The organism is Pseudomonas sp. SJZ103 (assembly GCF_007828335.1).
Taxonomy (GTDB): domain Bacteria; phylum Pseudomonadota; class Gammaproteobacteria; order Pseudomonadales; family Pseudomonadaceae; genus Aquipseudomonas.
Genome location: NZ_VIUN01000007.1, coordinates 18,951 through 36,335, shown reverse-complemented (window position 1 = coordinate 36,335; position 17,385 = coordinate 18,951). Strand labels below are relative to the sequence as shown.

The following is a 17,385-nucleotide window of genomic DNA, read 5'->3' as shown; positions in this document are numbered from 1 at the left end:
TCCTTATTGGCAAAATTCATTCATGCGTGCGTAGAAGGGTCGGTGGTATTCGTAAAGGGCTTTTAATTTTGGCGACTGATCGAAAGCGTCCATATCGATAGGTGGTGTGTGCGGCAACGCAATGCGCTCACTGTTCTCCGCCGCCACATGCCAACTTCTCCAGGTTTTCCACTGTCGCGGGCATTCGCGTTTCCATGTCATGGCGTGGGGCAGAAATTCAATCTGCAAGTAGTCACACAGTTTACGAATGACACGCTCCGGCTCCGCGGCAAGGTCATCGGCATTAATCACATAAGGCACTTTTCCGATGAGTTTGGTCACCACGCAGAAAATCTCGTACAAGGCTTTATGCCCGATGGCCTGCACGGGCATATCGGGGTGTACCCGGTAATGGGAAATAATGCTGCTGGCGGGCTCGCGAATAATAAAAATATTGTGTTGTTGCGCCAGAAAATCCCGGTCAACTTTCAAGTCATCCAGGCAGTGGTAACACATGTCTTTGTGAAACACATTGGCACTTTCCCGGGCCTTGAGCAGTTGCTCTTTTATGCCTTGATACGTGGTGGGCAAACTGTGATCCCACTCATCCGAAGGAATCACTGAATCTGCGGAAAATGCCATATGCGCAAACGGCTCGTGGAAGACCTCAAAATCCCCCCGCTCGATAAACACACGCTCCAGCACCGTGGAACGGGAACGCGGGTGCGCCCACAACCCGACCATCTTGTTCATGCCAGCACCCCATATTCAGCAGCCAGGATGGCGTTGAGCGAGCGTGCGAAAGGCTTCGCTACCGGACACAGGCGCACGCAGTAATCGGTCAGGCGCCGATGCGCACTGTTGGCCTCGTTGCAGGCGTTGATAAACGCCTCATGATTGCCAAAGTCGTAGGGTTCGATGCTGTCGATGAAATAGGCTTCGCAGAAGTACGGAATGCGGATGAGCCTGGCGAACGTCTCCGCCGGCACCTGTTGAGGTTCGCGGGCGGGCGCCACCGGCTTGCCGTGGCTTTCACGCTCGATCAGAAACTCCACCACATCCGGCGTCAGCGTGTAGCACGTGGTCGTCAGCCCGGTCTTTTCCAGGTGCCAGCAGTGCTTGTGGCCACGCTCGTCAACGTCGACCTTGATACTGGAAAGCAGGGTTTTGACCGGCACTTTCGAGCCCGCGACCAACGCCTGTATCTGCTGGTAAATCATTAGCTCGGCCCAGCGCATGTCCTCCGGCCCCAGCGCCAGGCCACGCTCGGCGGCCTGCAAGGCGAACTCGGGCTGGCAGGAAAAACGCCCGATCATAAAGGTGATCACATACTTGCAACGGCCGGTGTCGACACCATTGCGGCGGGCACTGGCGATGCCCCGCTCTATTGCCTGGATTCCGGCCTGGAACTGCGAAACAGTGAAGCAGAACGTGATGTTGACCGAAACGCCTTGGGCCACCAGGTGTTCGATCGTCGCGAAACCCTCCTGGCTGCCCGGCACTTTCACCATCACATTCGCGGCCAGGCGATGCAGCTCCAGGCCTCGTGCGGTCATGCGTTCGGTGCACCGCACATCCGAAGGATCGACCTGGGCGCATATCCAGCCGTCGGCCTGAGCCGATTGAACCCACAGTGGCTTGAGCGTCGAGGCACCTTCAGCAATCACTTCGTTGTACAGCTGCTTGCGCAATTCCCCGGGAGACAGGCTGGCCAGGTTAAAACGCGACGACCAATACTCTTTCTTGTCGAGGATCGCCGCCGTCACCAGCCGGGGGTTGGTGGTCACACTGCTGAAGCCCCAAGGCTGGGAGAGATCCTGCGGCATCAACTGTTCGATATGGGCCGCCGCCGCCGGGTACTTGTCCAACAAATGTTTTTTATATGGTGCGTACACCACGGGCGACGAATCCCACCACACTTCCGAACAGGGATCATTACGTTTAAGTCGCTCTATATAACCCAGTGTGCCCACAACACTTGCTCCTTGAGTAACTTGATCAATGAGGGTCGGTAACTCACGCATATCGGCAAAAGGTAACGCGCCGGCTTCGGCCAATATTCGATGTCGAGACACCGGACCAAAACCCAGGACTTGTATAGTGGCTGCAACGGCGGCTTGAATCCCTGTGACACTGTCTTCAATCACCAGCGCGTCACAGGGCTCAACGTTGTAAGTTTCACACGCCGTTAAAAACACCAGCGGATCAGGCTTCCAACGCCCCAATTCATAACAACTGAATATTCGCCCCTCGAAATAAGGCAACAACCCCACAAGGCGTAAACACTGTTCAATCTTATTGCGCGGCGCACTCGAGGCCACGCAATAGGGAATCTCCAGCACGTTCAATACGTCAAGTATCCCATCGGTCGCTTTTACATTAAGCGTCAATGCTTCCAGCGCTCGAACTCGGAAGTCCTCTTCAAACTGAGGGGTCAAATAAATACCCAATAACTGTTCTGCCTCGCGCAGACAATTGGCAATCTTTCTTCCACGAAAGTGCTCAATGAAATACGCACTATCAAGTGTTTTTCCGTTCTGTACCTGAGCATTAAGCATGGCGATCAATACAGACAGGGTGATCTCTTCGCTTTGGACGAGTACACCGTCGCAATCGAAAATAACTAACTTGGGCAACGTCGTAGCTCCCTGCTCTGGTAGTTCCCCTATAGCTGCCGATAAACACATAGGCATCTCTTATAGGTGACTCCGCATGACTTCCGAACTACCAGCGGAACGGGTTGATGTGTGCTTATAAGACACGGGGCAAAAAATCCTGTCAAACGCTTTTTAGCGGTTTTTTAGTATCTTATGGTTATTTTTTATTCTTCTGTTATTCCATTTTTCACCATGGTTGTAGTCGCTAATTTCACACGGCTGAACTTCCGTTACGCGCCGTCAGTCAGCTACTTGAACTCACGAATTTAAGGCCGGGTGGGCAATGCGTATCTCGTTGGAACAACAAGTAGCACTGGTCACGGGCGCCAGTTCCGGTATCGGCGCCGGTGCGGCCAAGGCTCTAGCGCAAGCCGGCGCTGCGGTGGTGCTGAATTACAACAGCCAGGCCGCGCCCGCCGAAGCCTTGGCAGAGCAGATCAATGCCGAGGGTGGCCGGGCGATTGCCATCGGCGCCGACGTGTCTAAAGAGGCCGATGTAGAACGCCTGTTCGCAAAGACCCTCGAAGCGTTCGGCCATCTGGACATCCTGGTGGCCAACTCCGGTATGCAGAAGGACGCAGCCGTGGTCGACATGACCCTCGACGACTGGAACGCCGTGATCGGCGTCAACCTCACCGGCCAGTTCCTCTGTGCCCGTGCGGCGGTGCGCCTCTTCAAGCGCCAGGGCATCCGTGAAGGCGTATCCCGTGCCGCCGGCAAAATCATCCACATGAGCTCGGTGCACCAGTTGATCCCCTGGGCCGGCCATGTGAATTACGCGGCGTCCAAGGGCGGCGTGGACATGCTGATGCGCACCCTCGCCCAGGAAGTCAGTGAACAGCGCATTCGCATCAACGGCATTGCGCCGGGGGCGATTCGTACGGCGATCAACCGTGCTGCCACCGAAGGTGCGGCGGAAAAAGAGCTGCTCAAGTTGATCCCGTATGGCCGGGTCGGCGACGTAGAGGACGTGGCCAACGCCGTGGTATGGCTGGCCAGTGACGCCTCCGATTACGTGGTCGGCAGCACCCTGTTCATTGATGGCGGCATGAGCCTTTACCCGGAGTTTCGTGACAATGGTTGATTTGAAAAACGAACCACAAAGCGCCATCGATGCCCACGGCATCATCGGCGATATGCGCAGCGCGGCGCTGGTGAACGATAAGGGCAGCATCGATTTCTTCTGCTGGCCGGAATTCGACAGCCCATCGATCTTCTGCTCACTGCTGGACACCCCCGATGCCGGCATTTTCCAACTCACCCCGGACCTGCCCAACGCCCGCCGCGAACAGATCTACCTGCCCGACACCAATGTGCTGCAAACCCGTTGGCTCAGCGATGAAGCCGTGGTGGAAATCACCGACCTGCTGGTCATCAGCGAAGAGATCGACGACTTGCCCCTGCTGATTCGCCGTGTACGCGTGGTCAGCGGCACGGCCACCCTCCACCTGCGCTGCGCCGTGCGCCATGACTATGCGCGCGCCCCCACCGAGGCGAGCCTGGATAACGCCAGCATCTGTTTCAACGCCGATGGCCAGCCGGGCATGCGCCTGTGCGGCAGCCATCCGTTGCAGATCGAGGATAACGCCGCCGTGGCCCGCTTCACCCTGGATCAGGAAGAAGGCGCCGAATTCGTACTCGGCGGCCAGGACGATGAACGTGTGGACAGTGGCTGTACCGACTTGGCGCTGGACCACACCTTGAAGTTCTGGCGCGGCTGGATCGCGCAGTCGAACTACCGCGGGCGCTGGCGCGAAATGGTCAACCGCTCGGCCCTGGCCCTCAAGCTGCTGACCTCGCGCAAACACGGCGCAATCATCGCCGCCGCCACCTTCGGCTTGCCGGAAACCCCCGCTGGCGAACGCAACTGGGACTACCGCTACACCTGGATCCGCGACGCCTCGTTCACCGTCTACGCCTTTATGCGCCTGGGCTTTGTCGACGAGGCCAACGCCTATATGCGCTGGCTCAAGGGCCGGGTCAGCGACTGCTGTGGGCAGCCGACCAAGATCAATATCCTATACGGCATCGACGGCCGCCAGGAGCTGCCCGAAACCGAGCTGAAGCACCTCAGCGGCCACGGCGGCGCCAAGCCGGTGCGCGTCGGCAACGGCGCGGTCGACCAGGTCCAGCTGGATATCTATGGCGAGTTGATGGACGCGGTGTACCTGGTCAACAAGTACGGCGAAGCCATCTCCCACGAGGGCTGGAAACACACGGTGGAAGTCGCTGACCAGGTCTGCGAAATCTGGAACCAGAAAGACGTGGGCATCTGGGAGATGCGCGGCGAGCAGCATCACTTCCTGCATTCGCGGCTGATGTGCTGGGTGGCCCTGGACCGTGCGATCCGCCTGGCCTCCAAGCGCTCGTTGCCGGCGCCGTTTGCACGTTGGGACCAGACGCGCCAGGCCATCTACGCCGATATCTGGAGCAACTTCTGGAACGAAGAGCGCGGGCATTTTGTGCAGCACATCGGCAGCACCGCACTGGACGGTTCGATGCTGCTGATGCCGCTGGTACGCTTTGTCGCCGCCACCGATCCGCGCTGGCTGAGCACGCTGGAGGCGATCCAGAAAAGCCTGGTGCGCGACGGCATGGTCTACCGCTACCGCAACGACGACAACGCGATCGACGGCCTGCAAGGCACCGAAGGCGCGTTTGCCGCCTGCTCGTTCTGGTACGTCGAGTGCCTGGCCCGCGCCGGGCAAGTGGAGAAGGCCCACCTGGAATTCGAACAACTGCTGCGCTACGCCAATCCGCTGGGTCTGTATGCCGAAGAGTTCGACAGCCAGGCCCGCCACCTGGGCAATACGCCCCAGGCGCTGAGCCATCTGGCCTTGATCAGCGCGGCGACGTTCCTGGATCGCAAGCTCAGTGGCGAGAAGACTACCTGGCAGCCCTGAGATCCAGTCAGCGCCCTGTCTTCACAGGCAGGGCATCCCGTCATGTCTTTCGACTAGAGTTTCAACACCTGACAGGAGCCCATCATGACCACCGTCCCCCCAATGCTCTACGTGCGCACCTCCATGCTCGATGTGGCGTATGAAGCCCACGGCCCTACCGACGGCGAGCCTGTAATCCTGCTGCATGGCTTCCCCTACGACCCTCGCGCTTATGACGAGATCGCGCCGGTGCTGGCCGAACGCGGCTACCGGGTGCTGGTGCCGTACCTGCGCGGTTACGGCCCTACGCGATTTATCAACGCGCAGGTGATGCGCTCCGGCCAACAGGCGGCGCTCGGCAAGGACTTGCTGGATTTCATGGATGCGCTGGCGATCCCGCGCGCCACCCTGGCGGGGTACGACTGGGGTGGGCGTGCCGCGTGTATCGTCGCGGCGCTGTGGCCCGAACGAGTGCGCGGGCTGGTGACCGGCGATGGCTATAACATCCAGGACATTGCCAGGTCGCTCACGCCACGGGCGCCGGCGACGGAGCATCGGTTGTGGTACCAGTTCTACTTTCACACCCAGCGCGGTGTGGACGGGCTGACGGCCAATCGCCGCGAACTCTGTGAGTTGCTGTGGTCGTTGTGGTCGCCGTCCTGGGCCAAGGGGCCGGGGCTGTATGGGCAGACGGCGCCGTCATTCGATAACCCGGATTTTGTCGAGGTGGTGATTCACTCCTATCGCCACCGCTTCATGTATGCGCCTGGCGATCCGGCGCTGGAAGCCATCGAGCAGGCCCTGGCGCGGCAACCGGCGATTGCGGTGCCGAGCATTTCGCTGTGCGGCGCCGATGATGGCGTGGGCCCACCGCCGGAAGAGGACGACGATGTGGAACACTTCAGCGCTTTTTACCGACGCCAGGTGTTGCTCGGTGTGGGCCACAATATTCCCCAGGAAGCGCCGCAGGCGACACTCGACGCCCTGCTTGAATTGCTCGCCTAGGCCACCGGCGAGAACCGCTCGCGGTAGGCCTGGGGCGTCACCGACAAGGCCCGCATAAAGCTGCGGCGCAAGGTTTCTTCGCAGCCGAAACCACACTGCACGGCGATGCGTTTGATCGACGCCGTGCTATCGGCCAGTTGCCGGCGCGCGCTTTCGACACGGATCAGTTCCACCGCGCGCGCGGGCGTCTGGCCGGTTTCGGCGCGGTAGTGGCGCACGAAGCTGCGCTCGCTCATCCCAGCCTGGGCGGCCAGGGTCGGGATACTCAGGTCGAGGGTCAGATGTTCGGCTATCCAGGCATGCAGTTCGGTGAAACGGCTACCGCCCTTTTGCAGGGACAGGGTCACGCTGAATTGCGACTGGCCGCCGGGGCGCTTCAGGAACACCACCAGGTGCCGCGCCACTTCCAGGGCCACGGCGCGGCCCAGGTCTTCTTCGACCAGGGCCAGGCACAGGTCGATGCCGGCGGTCACACCGGCGGAGGTCCACACCGCACCCTGCTGGATAAAGATCGGATTGGACTCCACGTTCAACGCCGGAAACTTGCGCGCCAGTTCTTCGCAACGGGTCCAGTGGGTGGCGACGCGACAACCATCGAGCAAGCCACTGGCCGCGAGCAAAAACGCGCCTGTGCACACCGAGGCCATGCGCCGGGTGTGCCGGGCTTTTTCGCGCACCCAGTCCACCAGCGAAAGGTCTTCTGCGGCGCCGTACACCCCCCAGCCACCCGCGATTACCAGGGTGTCGCAGGGTTGGTCGACCGCGGGCAACGACTCGGCCAACAGCGCGAGGCCGGCGGAGGTCATGACCGGTCCGGCCTGGTCGGCGATCACCGTGACCGCGTAAGGCAACGGCACGCCACGCTGGCGCGCCAGGTCATTGGCTGAGGCAAATACCTGCAACGGCCCGGTGACGTCGAGCACCTGGGCATTATCGAAAGCGAGTACGTGAACTATTCTGGGCATGATTGGCGTGATTCGTGGGCTCAATGGCGTATTCGCCAAAGCCTAGGCCGCTAGAGTAAAGCCGTCTACCCCTTTCTCGGAGCTTCATTCATGACCTTGCAGATCGGCTTTCTGTTGTTCCCCGGCATTCAGCAACTGGACCTGACCGGCCCTTACGACGTATTGGGTTCGCTGCCGGACGTGAAGCTGCACCTGGTGTGGAAGGACCTGGCGCCGGTCACGTCCAGCACGGGCCTGGTGTTCACCCCGACCATGACCTATGCCGACTGCCCGAAGCTGGATGTGATCTGCGTGCCCGGCGGTTCCGGCGTGGGCGCATTGATGGAAGACCCGCAGACCCTGGACTTCCTCAAGGCTCAGGCGCAGACCGCGCGCTACGTGACCTCGGTGTGCACCGGCTCGCTGGTGCTCGGCGCGGCGGGGTTGCTGCGCGGGCGCAAGGCGACGACGCACTGGGCCTACCACGACATGCTCGCCCCGCTCGGCGCCATCCCGATACAGGAACGTGTGGTGCGTGACGGCAACCTGTTCACCGGGGGTGGCATTACCGCAGGTATCGACTTTGCGCTGGTGCTGGCGGCGGAGTTGTACAGCGAAGCAGCGGCGCAACTGGTGCAGTTGCAGATTGAATACGCGCCGGCGCCGCCGTTCGATTCAGGCAGCCCCGACACAGCGCCCACGCATGTGCGGGAAGAAGCCAACAAACGCACTGCCGAATCGCGCAGGGTGCGCGGTGAAATCGTCGCGCGGGCGGCGGCACGGTTGGGCTGAACCTGTATAAGTCAGGCGGGACGAGACATCACCGCCAGGCGCACCGCCAGCACGGTCAGCACCGTCGCCAAGCCCCATTTCTGTAGCCAGGCGCCTTTTGGGCGCCTGGCGAAGAAGCGGCTCAGCGCCCCGCCGAAAATACCCAGCAGCACGTGAAACACCCCAGCGATCAAGGTCAGCACGCCGCCCAACAGCATCAATTGCACGGCGATGGAGCCGGCCTGCTGCCGTACGAACTGCGGCAAAAACACCACAAAAAACAGCAACGCCTTGGGGTTGAGCAGGCTGTTCAGCATCGCCTGCAGAAACACCCGGCCAAGGGGCACGCGGTGCAGGGAGGCAGGGTCCAGCCCAGGTTTTTTCTGCAGTGTTTTGAACACCAGCCACAGCAGGTAGACCACCCCCGCATAGCGGATCACGTCAAAGGATGGCGGCCAACTGGCGACCAACGCCGTTACCCCGGTGGCGGTCAATGCGGTCAGCAGCATGTCGGCCACACCGATGCCCAGGGCCGAGGCCACTCCCCCGCGCCAGCCGTGGGTGACGCCATGGCTGATCACAAAGGCCATATTCGGCCCCGGGGATAACAGCAACAGCAGAACAGCACCTGAAAAAACCGCCAGGGTCGCAAGGTCGATCATGCTCAAGCCTTCCACCGGAAAAAGCCTGCAGATTAGTGCGTGCGCCCAGGGCGAACAAAAAATTGTGCTGGATACATTGTTCATCGGTAATTGCGAATGGCCACGGCCAGCGTCTAGAATGCGAAACATTATCAATTAAGACTGCTGCGCCAGGATGCCCATGTCGAGCGATCACCCACTGGACCATGCCGCCATCGGCCAGCTTTACCACAGCCATCACTCCTGGCTGCGCGGCTGGTTGAGCCGACGCACCGGTTGCCGTGAACGTGCCGCCGACCTGGCACAGGAAACCTTTGTGCGCCTGCTCAACGCACGCAAGCAGCAGGCCGTGCTGCAGCCGCGCGCGTACCTGAGCAGCATCGCCCGCAGCTTGATGATCGACCAATACAGGCGCCGTGAACTGGAGCGCGCCTACCTCGAAAGCCTTGCGCATTTCCCCCAGGCCGACGTGCCGTCGGAAGAAACCCGCCTGCTGATTCTCGACAGCCTGGAACGTATCGACCGCCTGCTCGACCAGCTCAAGCCGCGGGTGCGTGAAGCGTTCCTGCTGGCGCAACTGGACGGCCTGACCTGTGCCCAGATCGCCCTGCGCCTCGGGGTGTCCAAGGCCACGGTGGAGCGTGACCTGTCCAAGGCGCTGCACGCCTGCTATCGGTTGCGCTATGCCGACCTCTGACCCGCGCCTGGTCGACCAGGCCATCCAGTGGATGATCAAGCTGCGCTTCAACGTCGCCGACGACGCCAGCACCGCTGCGTTCGAGCGCTGGCTGCACACCAGCGCCGAACACCAGCAGGTCTGGCAGCGGGTGGCGACGATGAATGATGAGTTCAGTCAACTGCCCGCGCAGGTCGGCCGCCACGCCCTGCGCGGTGCGCGGCAACGTATCAGCCGTCGCGAAGGGTTGAAATTGCTCGGCCTGGTGGCCGGTGCTGCCGGCCTGACCTGGCTCGGCCGCGACTACACCCCGCTCCCCGCCTTGATGGCCGACTACCGCACGGCTACCGGCGAACGGCGTTGGGTGGCGTTGAACGACGGCAGCCGCATCCAACTTAACAGCGCCAGCGCATTCGACACGGCGTTCAATCAGGAGCGGCGCCTGGTGCAGTTGCGCCAGGGTGAAATACTGGTCAATACCGGTGCCGACAAGCGGCCCTTCTGGGTACAGACCCGTGACGGTTACCTGCGCGCCCTCGGCACGCGCTTCCTGGTGCGCGAAGACGCCCAAGGCACAATGCTCGCCGTGCAACAGGGCACGGTGGCGGTGTTTGCCGACAACCACGCCGCCAGCGTGCGCCAAGTGATTGACCCCGGCGAACAGGTGCTGTTCGACCGCAGAGGCATTCGTTCTCTTGTCGCCAATGGCCTGGACCCTTGGGCCTGGAGCGATGGCGTGATCAGCGCCCGGAACATGCGCCTGGATGCTTTCCTCGCCGAGCTGGGCCGCTACCGCAACGGCCTGCTGCGCTGCAGCGAAGCGGTGGCCGGGCTGCGGGTGTCGGGCACTTATCAGTTGGACGACACCGATCAAGTGCTGGGCCTGGTAGCGCAATCACTCAAGCTCGATGTCACTTACCGCAGCCGCTACTGGGTGACCGTCACACCGCGCGTCTAACTTTCTCGAAAATAAATGAGGTGAATTCTCATTGCCGCTCGACCTGTAAGGAAAGGCCGATCAACAGGCCGGTTCTGTTCACTTCCTTCAGGAGCATCCCGCGGTCATGCAAGCGTTCCCCTCCCCACGTTCACCCCTCAAGCACGCGGTGCACGCCGCTTTGCTCGGCGCGTGCCTGAGCTGCGCAACCGCGCCGCCGTTCGCATGGGCCGAAACGCCGGCCAGCGACACCCAGGCCCGCGACTGGAACATCGCCGCCGGCTCCCTGGCCACGGCACTGGACCAGTTCGCGCGCCAGGCCGCCATTAGCCTGTCGTACGACGCCACCAGCGTCGCCGGCAAGACCAGCCCGGGCCTGAGTGGTCGCCTGGACCGCGAACAGGCGCTCGGCCAGTTGCTGCGTGGCCAGGGCCTGCAGGCCCAGCGCCAGGGCAGCAGTACCTGGCTGCTGTTGCCGCAAGTGGCCGACAGCGGCACGCTGAACCTGGGCGCCACTACGGTCACCGGTGAGCGGTTGGGCGCCACCACCGATGGCACCGGAGCCTACACCACGGGCGCGGTGACGATCGGCAAGGGCGAACACAGCCTGCGGGAAACGCCGCAATCGGTGAGTGTGATGACCCGCCAATTGATGGATGACCAGAACCTCACCACCATCGATGACGTGATGGAACGCACGCCCGGGATCACCACCTACGAATCGCCCATGGGCGGCAAGTATTTTTATTCCCGTGGTTTCAAGATGCTCGGCCAGTACCAGTACGATGGCGTGCCCCTGGACATGGGCAAGGACTACGTGCAGGCCGACAGCTTCAGCGCGAACATGGCGATCTATGACCGCGTGGAAGTGCTCAAGGGTGCCGCCGGCATGCTCAAGGGCGCCGGCACCGCCAGCGGCGCGGTGAACTTCGTGCGCAAGCGGCCCCAGGCCAAGCCCACCACCAGCCTGTCGCTGTCCGCCGGCACCTGGGACAACTACCGCGCCGACGTCGACACCGGCGGCCCGCTGAATGAAAGCGGTACAGTGCGCGGCCGCGCGGCGATCAGCCAACAGAATCGCGGTTCCTACATGGACATTTCCAAGCGCCAGGACCAGGCGTTCTACGGCGCCCTGGATGTCGATCTCAGCGCCGACACCACCCTGGGCTTCGGCGCCAGCTATGAAGACGTCGACGCCACACCGTGCTGGGGCGGCCTGCCGCGCTATGCCGACGGCAAAAGCGCCAACCTCAGTCGCTCCACCTGCCTGGGCCAATCCTGGAACGACTGGCAAAGCCGGCGCACCACCTTCTTCGCCGACCTCACCCACCACTTCAACGACGACTGGAAACTCAAGGTTGCGGCCGTGCACAGCCGCAACCTGCAAGACACCAAATACGCCGCCAGCGAAGGCACCATTGCCTATGACAACCCAACGCCTACGGCCAACTCCTATGCGGCGCTGATGGACTACGACCACAAGGACTTCGGCCTCGACGCCTATGTGGACGGCAAGTTCGAAGCCTTCGGCCTGGAACACGAACTGATCCTCGGTGCCAATGGCAGCCGTGGTACCCAGGACGATGTGTACGCGATCCAGAACCTGCCCCGGCGCCAGAGCATCTACCAACCCGACCACCACTTCCCGGAACCGGCCAACAGCACCTTCTGGCCGAACATGTATCGCGGCGGCACAGTGAAGGAAACCGCCACCCAGTACGGCGCCTACACCACCTTGCGCCTGCGCCTGGCCGAGCCGTTGATGTTTATCGTAGGCAGCCGCGTGAGCTGGTACGAAAACCGTCGCCAGTCCAACAACCTGGCCTGGGGCGAATGGGCCTTGCAGGATGCACGCACCCGGGAAACCGGTGAAGTGACGCCGTTTGCCGCACTGATCTACGACCTCAACGAAGATCTGTCGGTGTACGCCAGCTACGCGGATATCTTCCAGCCGCAAAGTTCCTATGCCACGCTCGATGGCGCCGCGCTCAAGCCGAAGATCGGTGACAACTACGAGCTGGGTATCAAGGGCGAATGGTTCAACGGGCGCCTCAACAGCTCCCTGGCGCTATTCCGCGCCGTCGAGAAAAACGCGGCCGAATCCGACTATATCGCCCAGTGCCCGACCTCTGCCGACGGTTATTGCTACACCGACAGCGGTAAGGTGCGCGCTCAGGGCGTGGAGGCGGAAATCAGCGGTGAAGTCCTCGAGCGCCTGCAGGTATCCGGCGGCTACACCTACACCCAGACCAAGTCCCTGAAGAATATCGATACCGCCCTGGAGGGCGGCACGTCCAACACCTACGTACCTCGACACATGCTGCGCATGTGGGGCGACTACCAGCTCGACGGTGCACTGTCGAAATGGAGCGTGGGCACCGGCGTCAACGCCCAGAGCAGCAATTACCGCGTGCAGACCATCAAGCTCGAGCAGGCGGGTTACGCGATATGGAGTGCACGCCTGGCCTACCGCGTAGATGACACTTGGACGGTGGCACTCAATGGCAACAATCTGTTTGATAAAACCTACTACAACACCGTCGGAACAGCCTCCTGGGGTAACTTTTATGGCGAGCCGCGTAATTTAACGGTGAGCTTGAAAGGCAACTTCTAATCCGGCGAAAGTCCCGCTGGCAGGGCACTTAGTGCGCCCTGCCAGCCTCTCCTTGTGCCCTTTTCCTACTGCCTTCCAAAAAGGTTTTTCCATTAAACAGGAAAAATCCCACATTTGTTTCTACACTCAAAAACACACCCCCATCACCGAATGCCCGACAAGGAATGTCAATAAAATGCCGACAAGATGACTTACAAACCCGTCTGCCATGCCACTTCCGCAGCACAGTCAATTAATTGACTGACACATAAAGGGAACACGCCTTTAGTCGCCACCCCCGCAAAACAATTCAAATGGATAGCTCGTTTTGGATTATGCATTTGGATTGATAGTTGCGTATTACCCAGAGTTGCCGTAGTTCGAAGCGCCCTTTAAAGCGGCCGGTGCTTTATTGAATCACTCAACGGACAACTGCCTCTGGTGTGCAATGAGGGATGTTTTATGCAAGAAAAGTCGTCCGTCGACAGCCTGTTTTTAACGCGCGCCGGTTTTGTTGAATTCTTTGTTGTTTTCGTCAAGTTCATACATGGCCTGAGTGCCATTTTGCCCCCGCTGATCCTGGTGATGTTCATCGACCCGATGGCCCCTGAAATGCGCGGGCACTTTCTCGGCCTGCTGGTATTTTTTGCGGTCCTGACGATCATTCTGTTCCAGGCCCTGGGTATCTATTCCGAAGAACTGTTCAGCAACCGCCTGCGCCTGAAAACCAAGGTCAAGGCCTGGTCGGCGGCGTTTTGCATCCTGTTGTTCATGTACCAGATCCTGCAGTTTTTCCCGCAGTTGACCCCGCGTAACCTGGTGGCGTGGTACGTCGCCAGCCTGGGGTTGTTCTGCCTTGAGCGCCTGCTGATGCTGCGCTTGTACCGCAGCCTGATGCGCAAGGGCAAATACCTGCAACGTACGGTGATCCTGGGCTTTACCGACACCGCCGTGCACGTCGCCGAGCACCTGCAACGCAACGGTGATATCCGCTCCGGCCTGGTCGGTTTTATCGACGATCGCACCGAGCGGATCCCCAAGGAATTGAGCAACCTGCCCCTGCTCGGCAACACCCGCGAGCTGGAGAAACTCATCCGCGCCGAGCAGGTCAACCAAGTGATGATCTGCCTGCCCTGGGCCGCCGAGCAGCGCATCCACGGGCTGGTCAATCGCCTGCGGCAAATGTCGGTGAATGTGATGCTGGTGCCTGACATGGCCGCCCTGCGCTACGGCCATAGCCGCATCACCGACGTGGGCGGCATCCTGATGTTCAACACCTCGCAATTGCCGTTGCGTGGCTGGTCGCCGGTGATCAAGCGCCTGGAGGATGTGCTGCTGGCCAGCCTGGCGCTGCTGGCGCTGTCCCCCCTGATGGTGGCGACGGCGCTTGCGATCAAGCTCGACTCCAAAGGGCCGATACTGTTTCGCCAGAACCGCTTTGGCTACAACGACAACGAGATCCGCGTGTTCAAGTTCCGCTCGATGTACACCGACCAGAGCGACTTCACCGCCGAGCGCCAGACAACCCGCGCCGATCCGCGCATCACCCGGGTGGGGCGCATCATCCGCAAGACCAGCATCGACGAGCTGCCGCAGTTGTTCAACGTGCTGCTGGGCAACATGTCCATGGTCGGCCCGCGCCCCCATGCCACGGCGACCAAAGCCGCCGGCATTCCCTTCGAAGTGGCGGTGAGCGAGTACAGCTCGCGCCACCGCGTGAAACCGGGGATTACCGGCTGGGCGCAGATCAACGGTTACCGGGGTGAGACCGACACTCTGTTCAAGATCCAGAAACGTGTCGAGTACGACCTGGAGTACATCTCCAAGTGGTCGGTGTGGTTTGACTTGTACATCGTTTTCATGACGGTCCCGGCCGTGCTTTCCACCAAGGAAGTCTATTGATGAATACCCTCAACGGATTAATTCCCTGCATCGTTTCCGGTGGTTCGGGCACCCGACTGTGGCCGGTGTCGCGGCAGAACATGCCCAAGCCCTTCATGCGCATGCGCGATGGCCAGAGCCTGCTGCAAAAAACCTTCCTGCGCGCGGCCAGACTGCCCGGCGTGGAAAGCGTGCTGACGGTAACCAATCGCGACCTGTTGTTTCGTACCCTCGACGACTACCGTGGGGTGAACAACGCCCGCCTGCCCCTGGACCTGCTGCTGGAACCCTTCGGTCGCAATACGGCGGCCGCTATCGCCGTGGCGGCCCTGCATGTGCAGGAGCATTTCGGCGGCGATGCTCAGTTGCTGGTGATGCCCGCCGACCATCTGATCCTCAATGAAGTCGCGTTCGCCGAGGCCGTGACCCAGGCCCGCGACCTGGCCGAAGCCGGCTACCTGGTGACGTTCGGCATCCAGCCCGACCACCCGGAAACCGGCTTTGGCTATATCGAACAAGGCGAGCCACTGAGCCACGGCTACCGGGTCAAACGCTTCGTCGAGAAACCCGACCTGGCCACCGCCCAGGCTTACCTGGACGGCGGCAAACACCTATGGAACGCCGGCATGTTCTGCTTCAAGGCGAGCACCCTGGTGGACGAACTCGCCGCCCACGCACCCGACGTGCTGGAGGCCGCCCGCGCCGCGCTGGAACACAGCCAGAGCCTGCAAAACAAAACTTCGCGCCAACGTGAGCTGGAGGCGGATGCGTTCGGCAGCGCGCCGGATATTTCCATCGACGTGGCGCTGATGGAAAAGTCCAGGCAAGTCGCCGTGGTGCCTTGCGACATTGGTTGGAGCGACATCGGTTCCTGGGAGGCGTTGCGCCAGCTCACCCCCAGCGACGCCCATGGCAACCAGGTCAATGGCGAGGCAATTTTGCATGACGTGCACAACTGCTACATCGACTCGCCCAAGCGCGTGTTGGGCGCCGTGGGGGTGCGCGACCTGATCATCGTCGACACCCCCGACGCGCTGCTCATCGCCGACGCCCACCGTAGCCAGGATGTGCGATACATCGTCGCCGAACTCAAGCGCCAGAACCATCCGGCGTACAGCCTGCACCGCACCGTCACCCGGCCGTGGGGCACCTACACCGTGCTGGAGGAAAGCAGCCGCTTCAAGATCAAGCGCATCGTGGTCAAGCCCCTGGCCTCGCTGTCGTTGCAGATGCACCACCACCGCAGCGAACACTGGGTGGTGGTGAGCGGCGCGGCACAGATCACCAATGGCGACCGCGAGTTCCTGATCAACGCCAACGAGTCCACCTACATTCCGGCCGGGCACAAACACCGGCTGACCAACCCCGGCATCATCGACCTGGTGATGATCGAGGTGCAAAGCGGCGAGTACCTGGGCGAAGACGACATCGTGCGCTTCGACGACATCTACGGCCGCGCGCCTGGCGAGGTGAAAAAATGACATGCGCACTTCACTGATCATCCCCACCCGTAACGCCTCCAGCCACCTGGCACGCCTGCTGCCGGCGCTGAAGATGCAAACCCTGCAACCTGACGAAATGCTGGTGGTGGACAGCGCCTCCAGCGATGACACCGTGGCACGCTTTCGCGCGTTCGGTGCACGGGTCGAGGTGATCGACGCCCGTGACTTCAACCACGGCGGCACCCGGCGCTGGGCCAGCGAACAGGTGGGTGGCGACGCATTGATCGTGATGACCCAGGACGCCATCCCGGCGACGCCCGAGACCTTTGCCAACCTGCTCGATGAATTGCAGCAGGACCCGCTCAACGGCGTCGCCTACGGACGGCAATTGCCCCACCCCGACGCGGGCGTGCTGGGCGCGCAATCGCGGCACTTCAACTACCCGGAACACAGCCGCAGCAAAAGCCTGGCCGATGCACCGGAGCTTGGGATCAAGACCTGCTTCAGCTCCGACTCGTTTTCCGTGTACCGACGCAGCGTGCTGCAAGCAGTGGGTGGTTTCCCTGCCGACGTGATCGGCAGCGAAGACGCCTTTGTGGCCGCGCGCATGCTGCTCGAGGGCTACAAGGTGCGTTACGCCGCCACCGCGCTGGTGCATCACTCCCACGATTACAAACTCATGGACGAGTTTCACCGCTACTTCGACATTGGCGTGTTCTACGGCCGCGAGCCGTGGATCAAGCAAGCCTTTGGCGACGCGGGTGGCGAAGGCAAGCGCTATGTGCTGGCCGAACTCGCGGCCCTGCGCAAAGCCGGCGCCTTGCACCGCGTGCCCGAAGTGCTGGTGCGCAGTGCGTTCAAATGGCTCGGTTACCGCCTGGGCCATCTTGAGCGCCGCCTGCCCCTGGCCATCAAGCGGCGCATCAGCATGTTTCCCGGTTATTGGAGGTGAGCAGCATGACCCACAGGAAGTCCCC

The 17,385-nt window shown here is 61.4% G+C and carries 14 protein-coding genes and 1 pseudogene; 10 read left to right on the top strand and 5 right to left on the bottom strand.

The annotated features are described in order from the left end of the window. Window positions 1-3: 3 nt before the first annotated feature. The 3 genes and pseudogenes from FBY10_RS16590 to FBY10_RS32020 form a co-directional block, all read right to left on the bottom strand. Complete coding sequence (locus FBY10_RS16590; protein WP_131700037.1) at window positions 4-732, bottom strand: sulfotransferase family protein; 729 nt, start codon at window positions 730-732, stop codon at window positions 4-6. Then, the gene (locus tag FBY10_RS32025) at window positions 729-1,952 is read right to left on the bottom strand and encodes a transaldolase family protein (protein WP_131700072.1); all 1,224 of its coding nucleotides are present in this window, start codon (window positions 1,950-1,952) and stop codon (window positions 729-731) included. Before FBY10_RS32025 ends, FBY10_RS16590 begins: the two co-directional genes overlap by 4 nt. 123 nt (window positions 1,953-2,075) lie before the next feature. Continuing rightward, a pseudogene (locus tag FBY10_RS32020) lies at window positions 2,076-2,666 on the bottom strand (HAD family hydrolase); the annotation flags it as partial. Window positions 2,667-2,919: 253 nt separating this feature from the next. Here FBY10_RS32020 and FBY10_RS16575 point away from each other — a divergent pair. From FBY10_RS16575 to FBY10_RS16565, 3 genes are all read left to right on the top strand, one after another. After that, window positions 2,920-3,720 carry a glucose 1-dehydrogenase gene (locus FBY10_RS16575; protein ID WP_131700038.1) on the top strand — a complete coding sequence of 267 codons (801 nt, stop codon included), beginning with the start codon at window positions 2,920-2,922 and terminating at the stop codon, window positions 3,718-3,720. Continuing rightward, window positions 3,713-5,539 carry a glycoside hydrolase family 15 protein gene (locus FBY10_RS16570; RefSeq protein WP_145337070.1) on the top strand — a complete coding sequence of 609 codons (1,827 nt, stop codon included), beginning with the start codon at window positions 3,713-3,715 and terminating at the stop codon, window positions 5,537-5,539. Before FBY10_RS16575 ends, FBY10_RS16570 begins: the two co-directional genes overlap by 8 nt. 84 nt (window positions 5,540-5,623) lie before the next feature. Beyond that, window positions 5,624-6,523: an alpha/beta fold hydrolase gene (locus tag FBY10_RS16565; protein ID WP_145337069.1), complete on the top strand. Its 900-nt coding sequence runs from the start codon at window positions 5,624-5,626 to the stop codon at window positions 6,521-6,523. Here the strand turns inward: FBY10_RS16565 and FBY10_RS16560 are convergent. Continuing rightward, the gene (locus FBY10_RS16560; protein ID WP_145337068.1) at window positions 6,520-7,488 is read right to left on the bottom strand and encodes a GlxA family transcriptional regulator; all 969 of its coding nucleotides are present in this window, start codon (window positions 7,486-7,488) and stop codon (window positions 6,520-6,522) included. The genes FBY10_RS16565 and FBY10_RS16560 overlap by 4 nt on opposite strands. A 90-nt stretch (window positions 7,489-7,578) precedes the next feature. Here FBY10_RS16560 and inhA point away from each other — a divergent pair, with 90 nt between their 5' ends. After that, complete coding sequence (gene inhA / locus FBY10_RS16555; RefSeq protein WP_145337067.1) at window positions 7,579-8,259, top strand: isonitrile hydratase; 681 nt, start codon at window positions 7,579-7,581, stop codon at window positions 8,257-8,259. An 11-nt stretch (window positions 8,260-8,270) separates the two neighbouring features. Here inhA and FBY10_RS16550 read toward each other — a convergent pair whose 3' ends face one another. Then, window positions 8,271-8,900, bottom strand: a complete 630-nt coding sequence (locus FBY10_RS16550; RefSeq protein ID WP_145337066.1) for a LysE family translocator — start codon at window positions 8,898-8,900, stop codon at window positions 8,271-8,273. A 160-nt stretch (window positions 8,901-9,060) separates the two neighbouring features. On the opposite strand from FBY10_RS16550, the gene FBY10_RS16545 reads away from it, so the two are divergent. From FBY10_RS16545 to FBY10_RS16520, 6 genes are all read left to right on the top strand, one after another. Beyond that, window positions 9,061-9,576 carry a sigma-70 family RNA polymerase sigma factor gene (locus FBY10_RS16545; protein WP_131700044.1) on the top strand — a complete coding sequence of 172 codons (516 nt, stop codon included), beginning with the start codon at window positions 9,061-9,063 and terminating at the stop codon, window positions 9,574-9,576. Beyond that, the gene (locus FBY10_RS16540; protein ID WP_145337065.1) at window positions 9,563-10,513 is read left to right on the top strand and encodes a FecR domain-containing protein; all 951 of its coding nucleotides are present in this window, start codon (window positions 9,563-9,565) and stop codon (window positions 10,511-10,513) included. Before FBY10_RS16545 ends, FBY10_RS16540 begins: the two co-directional genes overlap by 14 nt. A gap of 106 nt (window positions 10,514-10,619) precedes the next feature. Further along, window positions 10,620-13,106: a TonB-dependent receptor gene (locus tag FBY10_RS16535; RefSeq protein ID WP_145337064.1), complete on the top strand. Its 2,487-nt coding sequence runs from the start codon at window positions 10,620-10,622 to the stop codon at window positions 13,104-13,106. Between the two features lie 441 nt (window positions 13,107-13,547). After that, window positions 13,548-14,987 (top strand): undecaprenyl-phosphate glucose phosphotransferase, encoded by a 1,440-nt coding sequence (locus FBY10_RS16530; protein WP_131700047.1) that lies wholly within the window; start codon window positions 13,548-13,550, stop codon window positions 14,985-14,987. Beyond that, window positions 14,987-16,447: a mannose-1-phosphate guanylyltransferase/mannose-6-phosphate isomerase gene (locus tag FBY10_RS16525; protein WP_145337063.1), complete on the top strand. Its 1,461-nt coding sequence runs from the start codon at window positions 14,987-14,989 to the stop codon at window positions 16,445-16,447. The genes FBY10_RS16530 and FBY10_RS16525 overlap by 1 nt, the downstream gene beginning before the upstream one ends. Before the next feature lies 1 nt (window position 16,448). Further along, window positions 16,449-17,360, top strand: a complete 912-nt coding sequence (locus FBY10_RS16520) for a glycosyltransferase family 2 protein (protein WP_145337062.1) — start codon at window positions 16,449-16,451, stop codon at window positions 17,358-17,360. The last annotated feature ends 25 nt before the right edge of the window (window positions 17,361-17,385 follow it).

Bases quoted from the DNA above. Each gene is read 5' to 3' on its own strand.
- FBY10_RS16590 (WP_131700037.1), bottom strand. From the start codon at position 732: ATGAACAAGATGGTCGGGTTGTGGGCGCACCCGCGTTCCCGTTCCACG.
- FBY10_RS16575 (WP_131700038.1), top strand. From the start codon at position 2,920: ATGCGTATCTCGTTGGAACAACAAGTAGCACTGGTCACGGGCGCCAGT.
- FBY10_RS16570 (WP_145337070.1), top strand. From the start codon at position 3,713: ATGGTTGATTTGAAAAACGAACCACAAAGCGCCATCGATGCCCACGGC.
- FBY10_RS16565 (WP_145337069.1), top strand. From the start codon at position 5,624: ATGACCACCGTCCCCCCAATGCTCTACGTGCGCACCTCCATGCTCGAT.
- FBY10_RS16560 (WP_145337068.1), bottom strand. From the start codon at position 7,488: ATGCCCAGAATAGTTCACGTACTCGCTTTCGATAATGCCCAGGTGCTC.
- inhA (WP_145337067.1), top strand. From the start codon at position 7,579: ATGACCTTGCAGATCGGCTTTCTGTTGTTCCCCGGCATTCAGCAACTG.
- FBY10_RS16550 (WP_145337066.1), bottom strand. From the start codon at position 8,900: ATGATCGACCTTGCGACCCTGGCGGTTTTTTCAGGTGCTGTTCTGCTG.
- FBY10_RS16545 (WP_131700044.1), top strand. From the start codon at position 9,061: ATGTCGAGCGATCACCCACTGGACCATGCCGCCATCGGCCAGCTTTAC.
- FBY10_RS16540 (WP_145337065.1), top strand. From the start codon at position 9,563: ATGCCGACCTCTGACCCGCGCCTGGTCGACCAGGCCATCCAGTGGATG.
- FBY10_RS16535 (WP_145337064.1), top strand. From the start codon at position 10,620: ATGCAAGCGTTCCCCTCCCCACGTTCACCCCTCAAGCACGCGGTGCAC.
- FBY10_RS16530 (WP_131700047.1), top strand. From the start codon at position 13,548: ATGCAAGAAAAGTCGTCCGTCGACAGCCTGTTTTTAACGCGCGCCGGT.
- FBY10_RS16525 (WP_145337063.1), top strand. From the start codon at position 14,987: ATGAATACCCTCAACGGATTAATTCCCTGCATCGTTTCCGGTGGTTCG.
- FBY10_RS16520 (WP_145337062.1), top strand. From the start codon at position 16,449: ATGCGCACTTCACTGATCATCCCCACCCGTAACGCCTCCAGCCACCTG.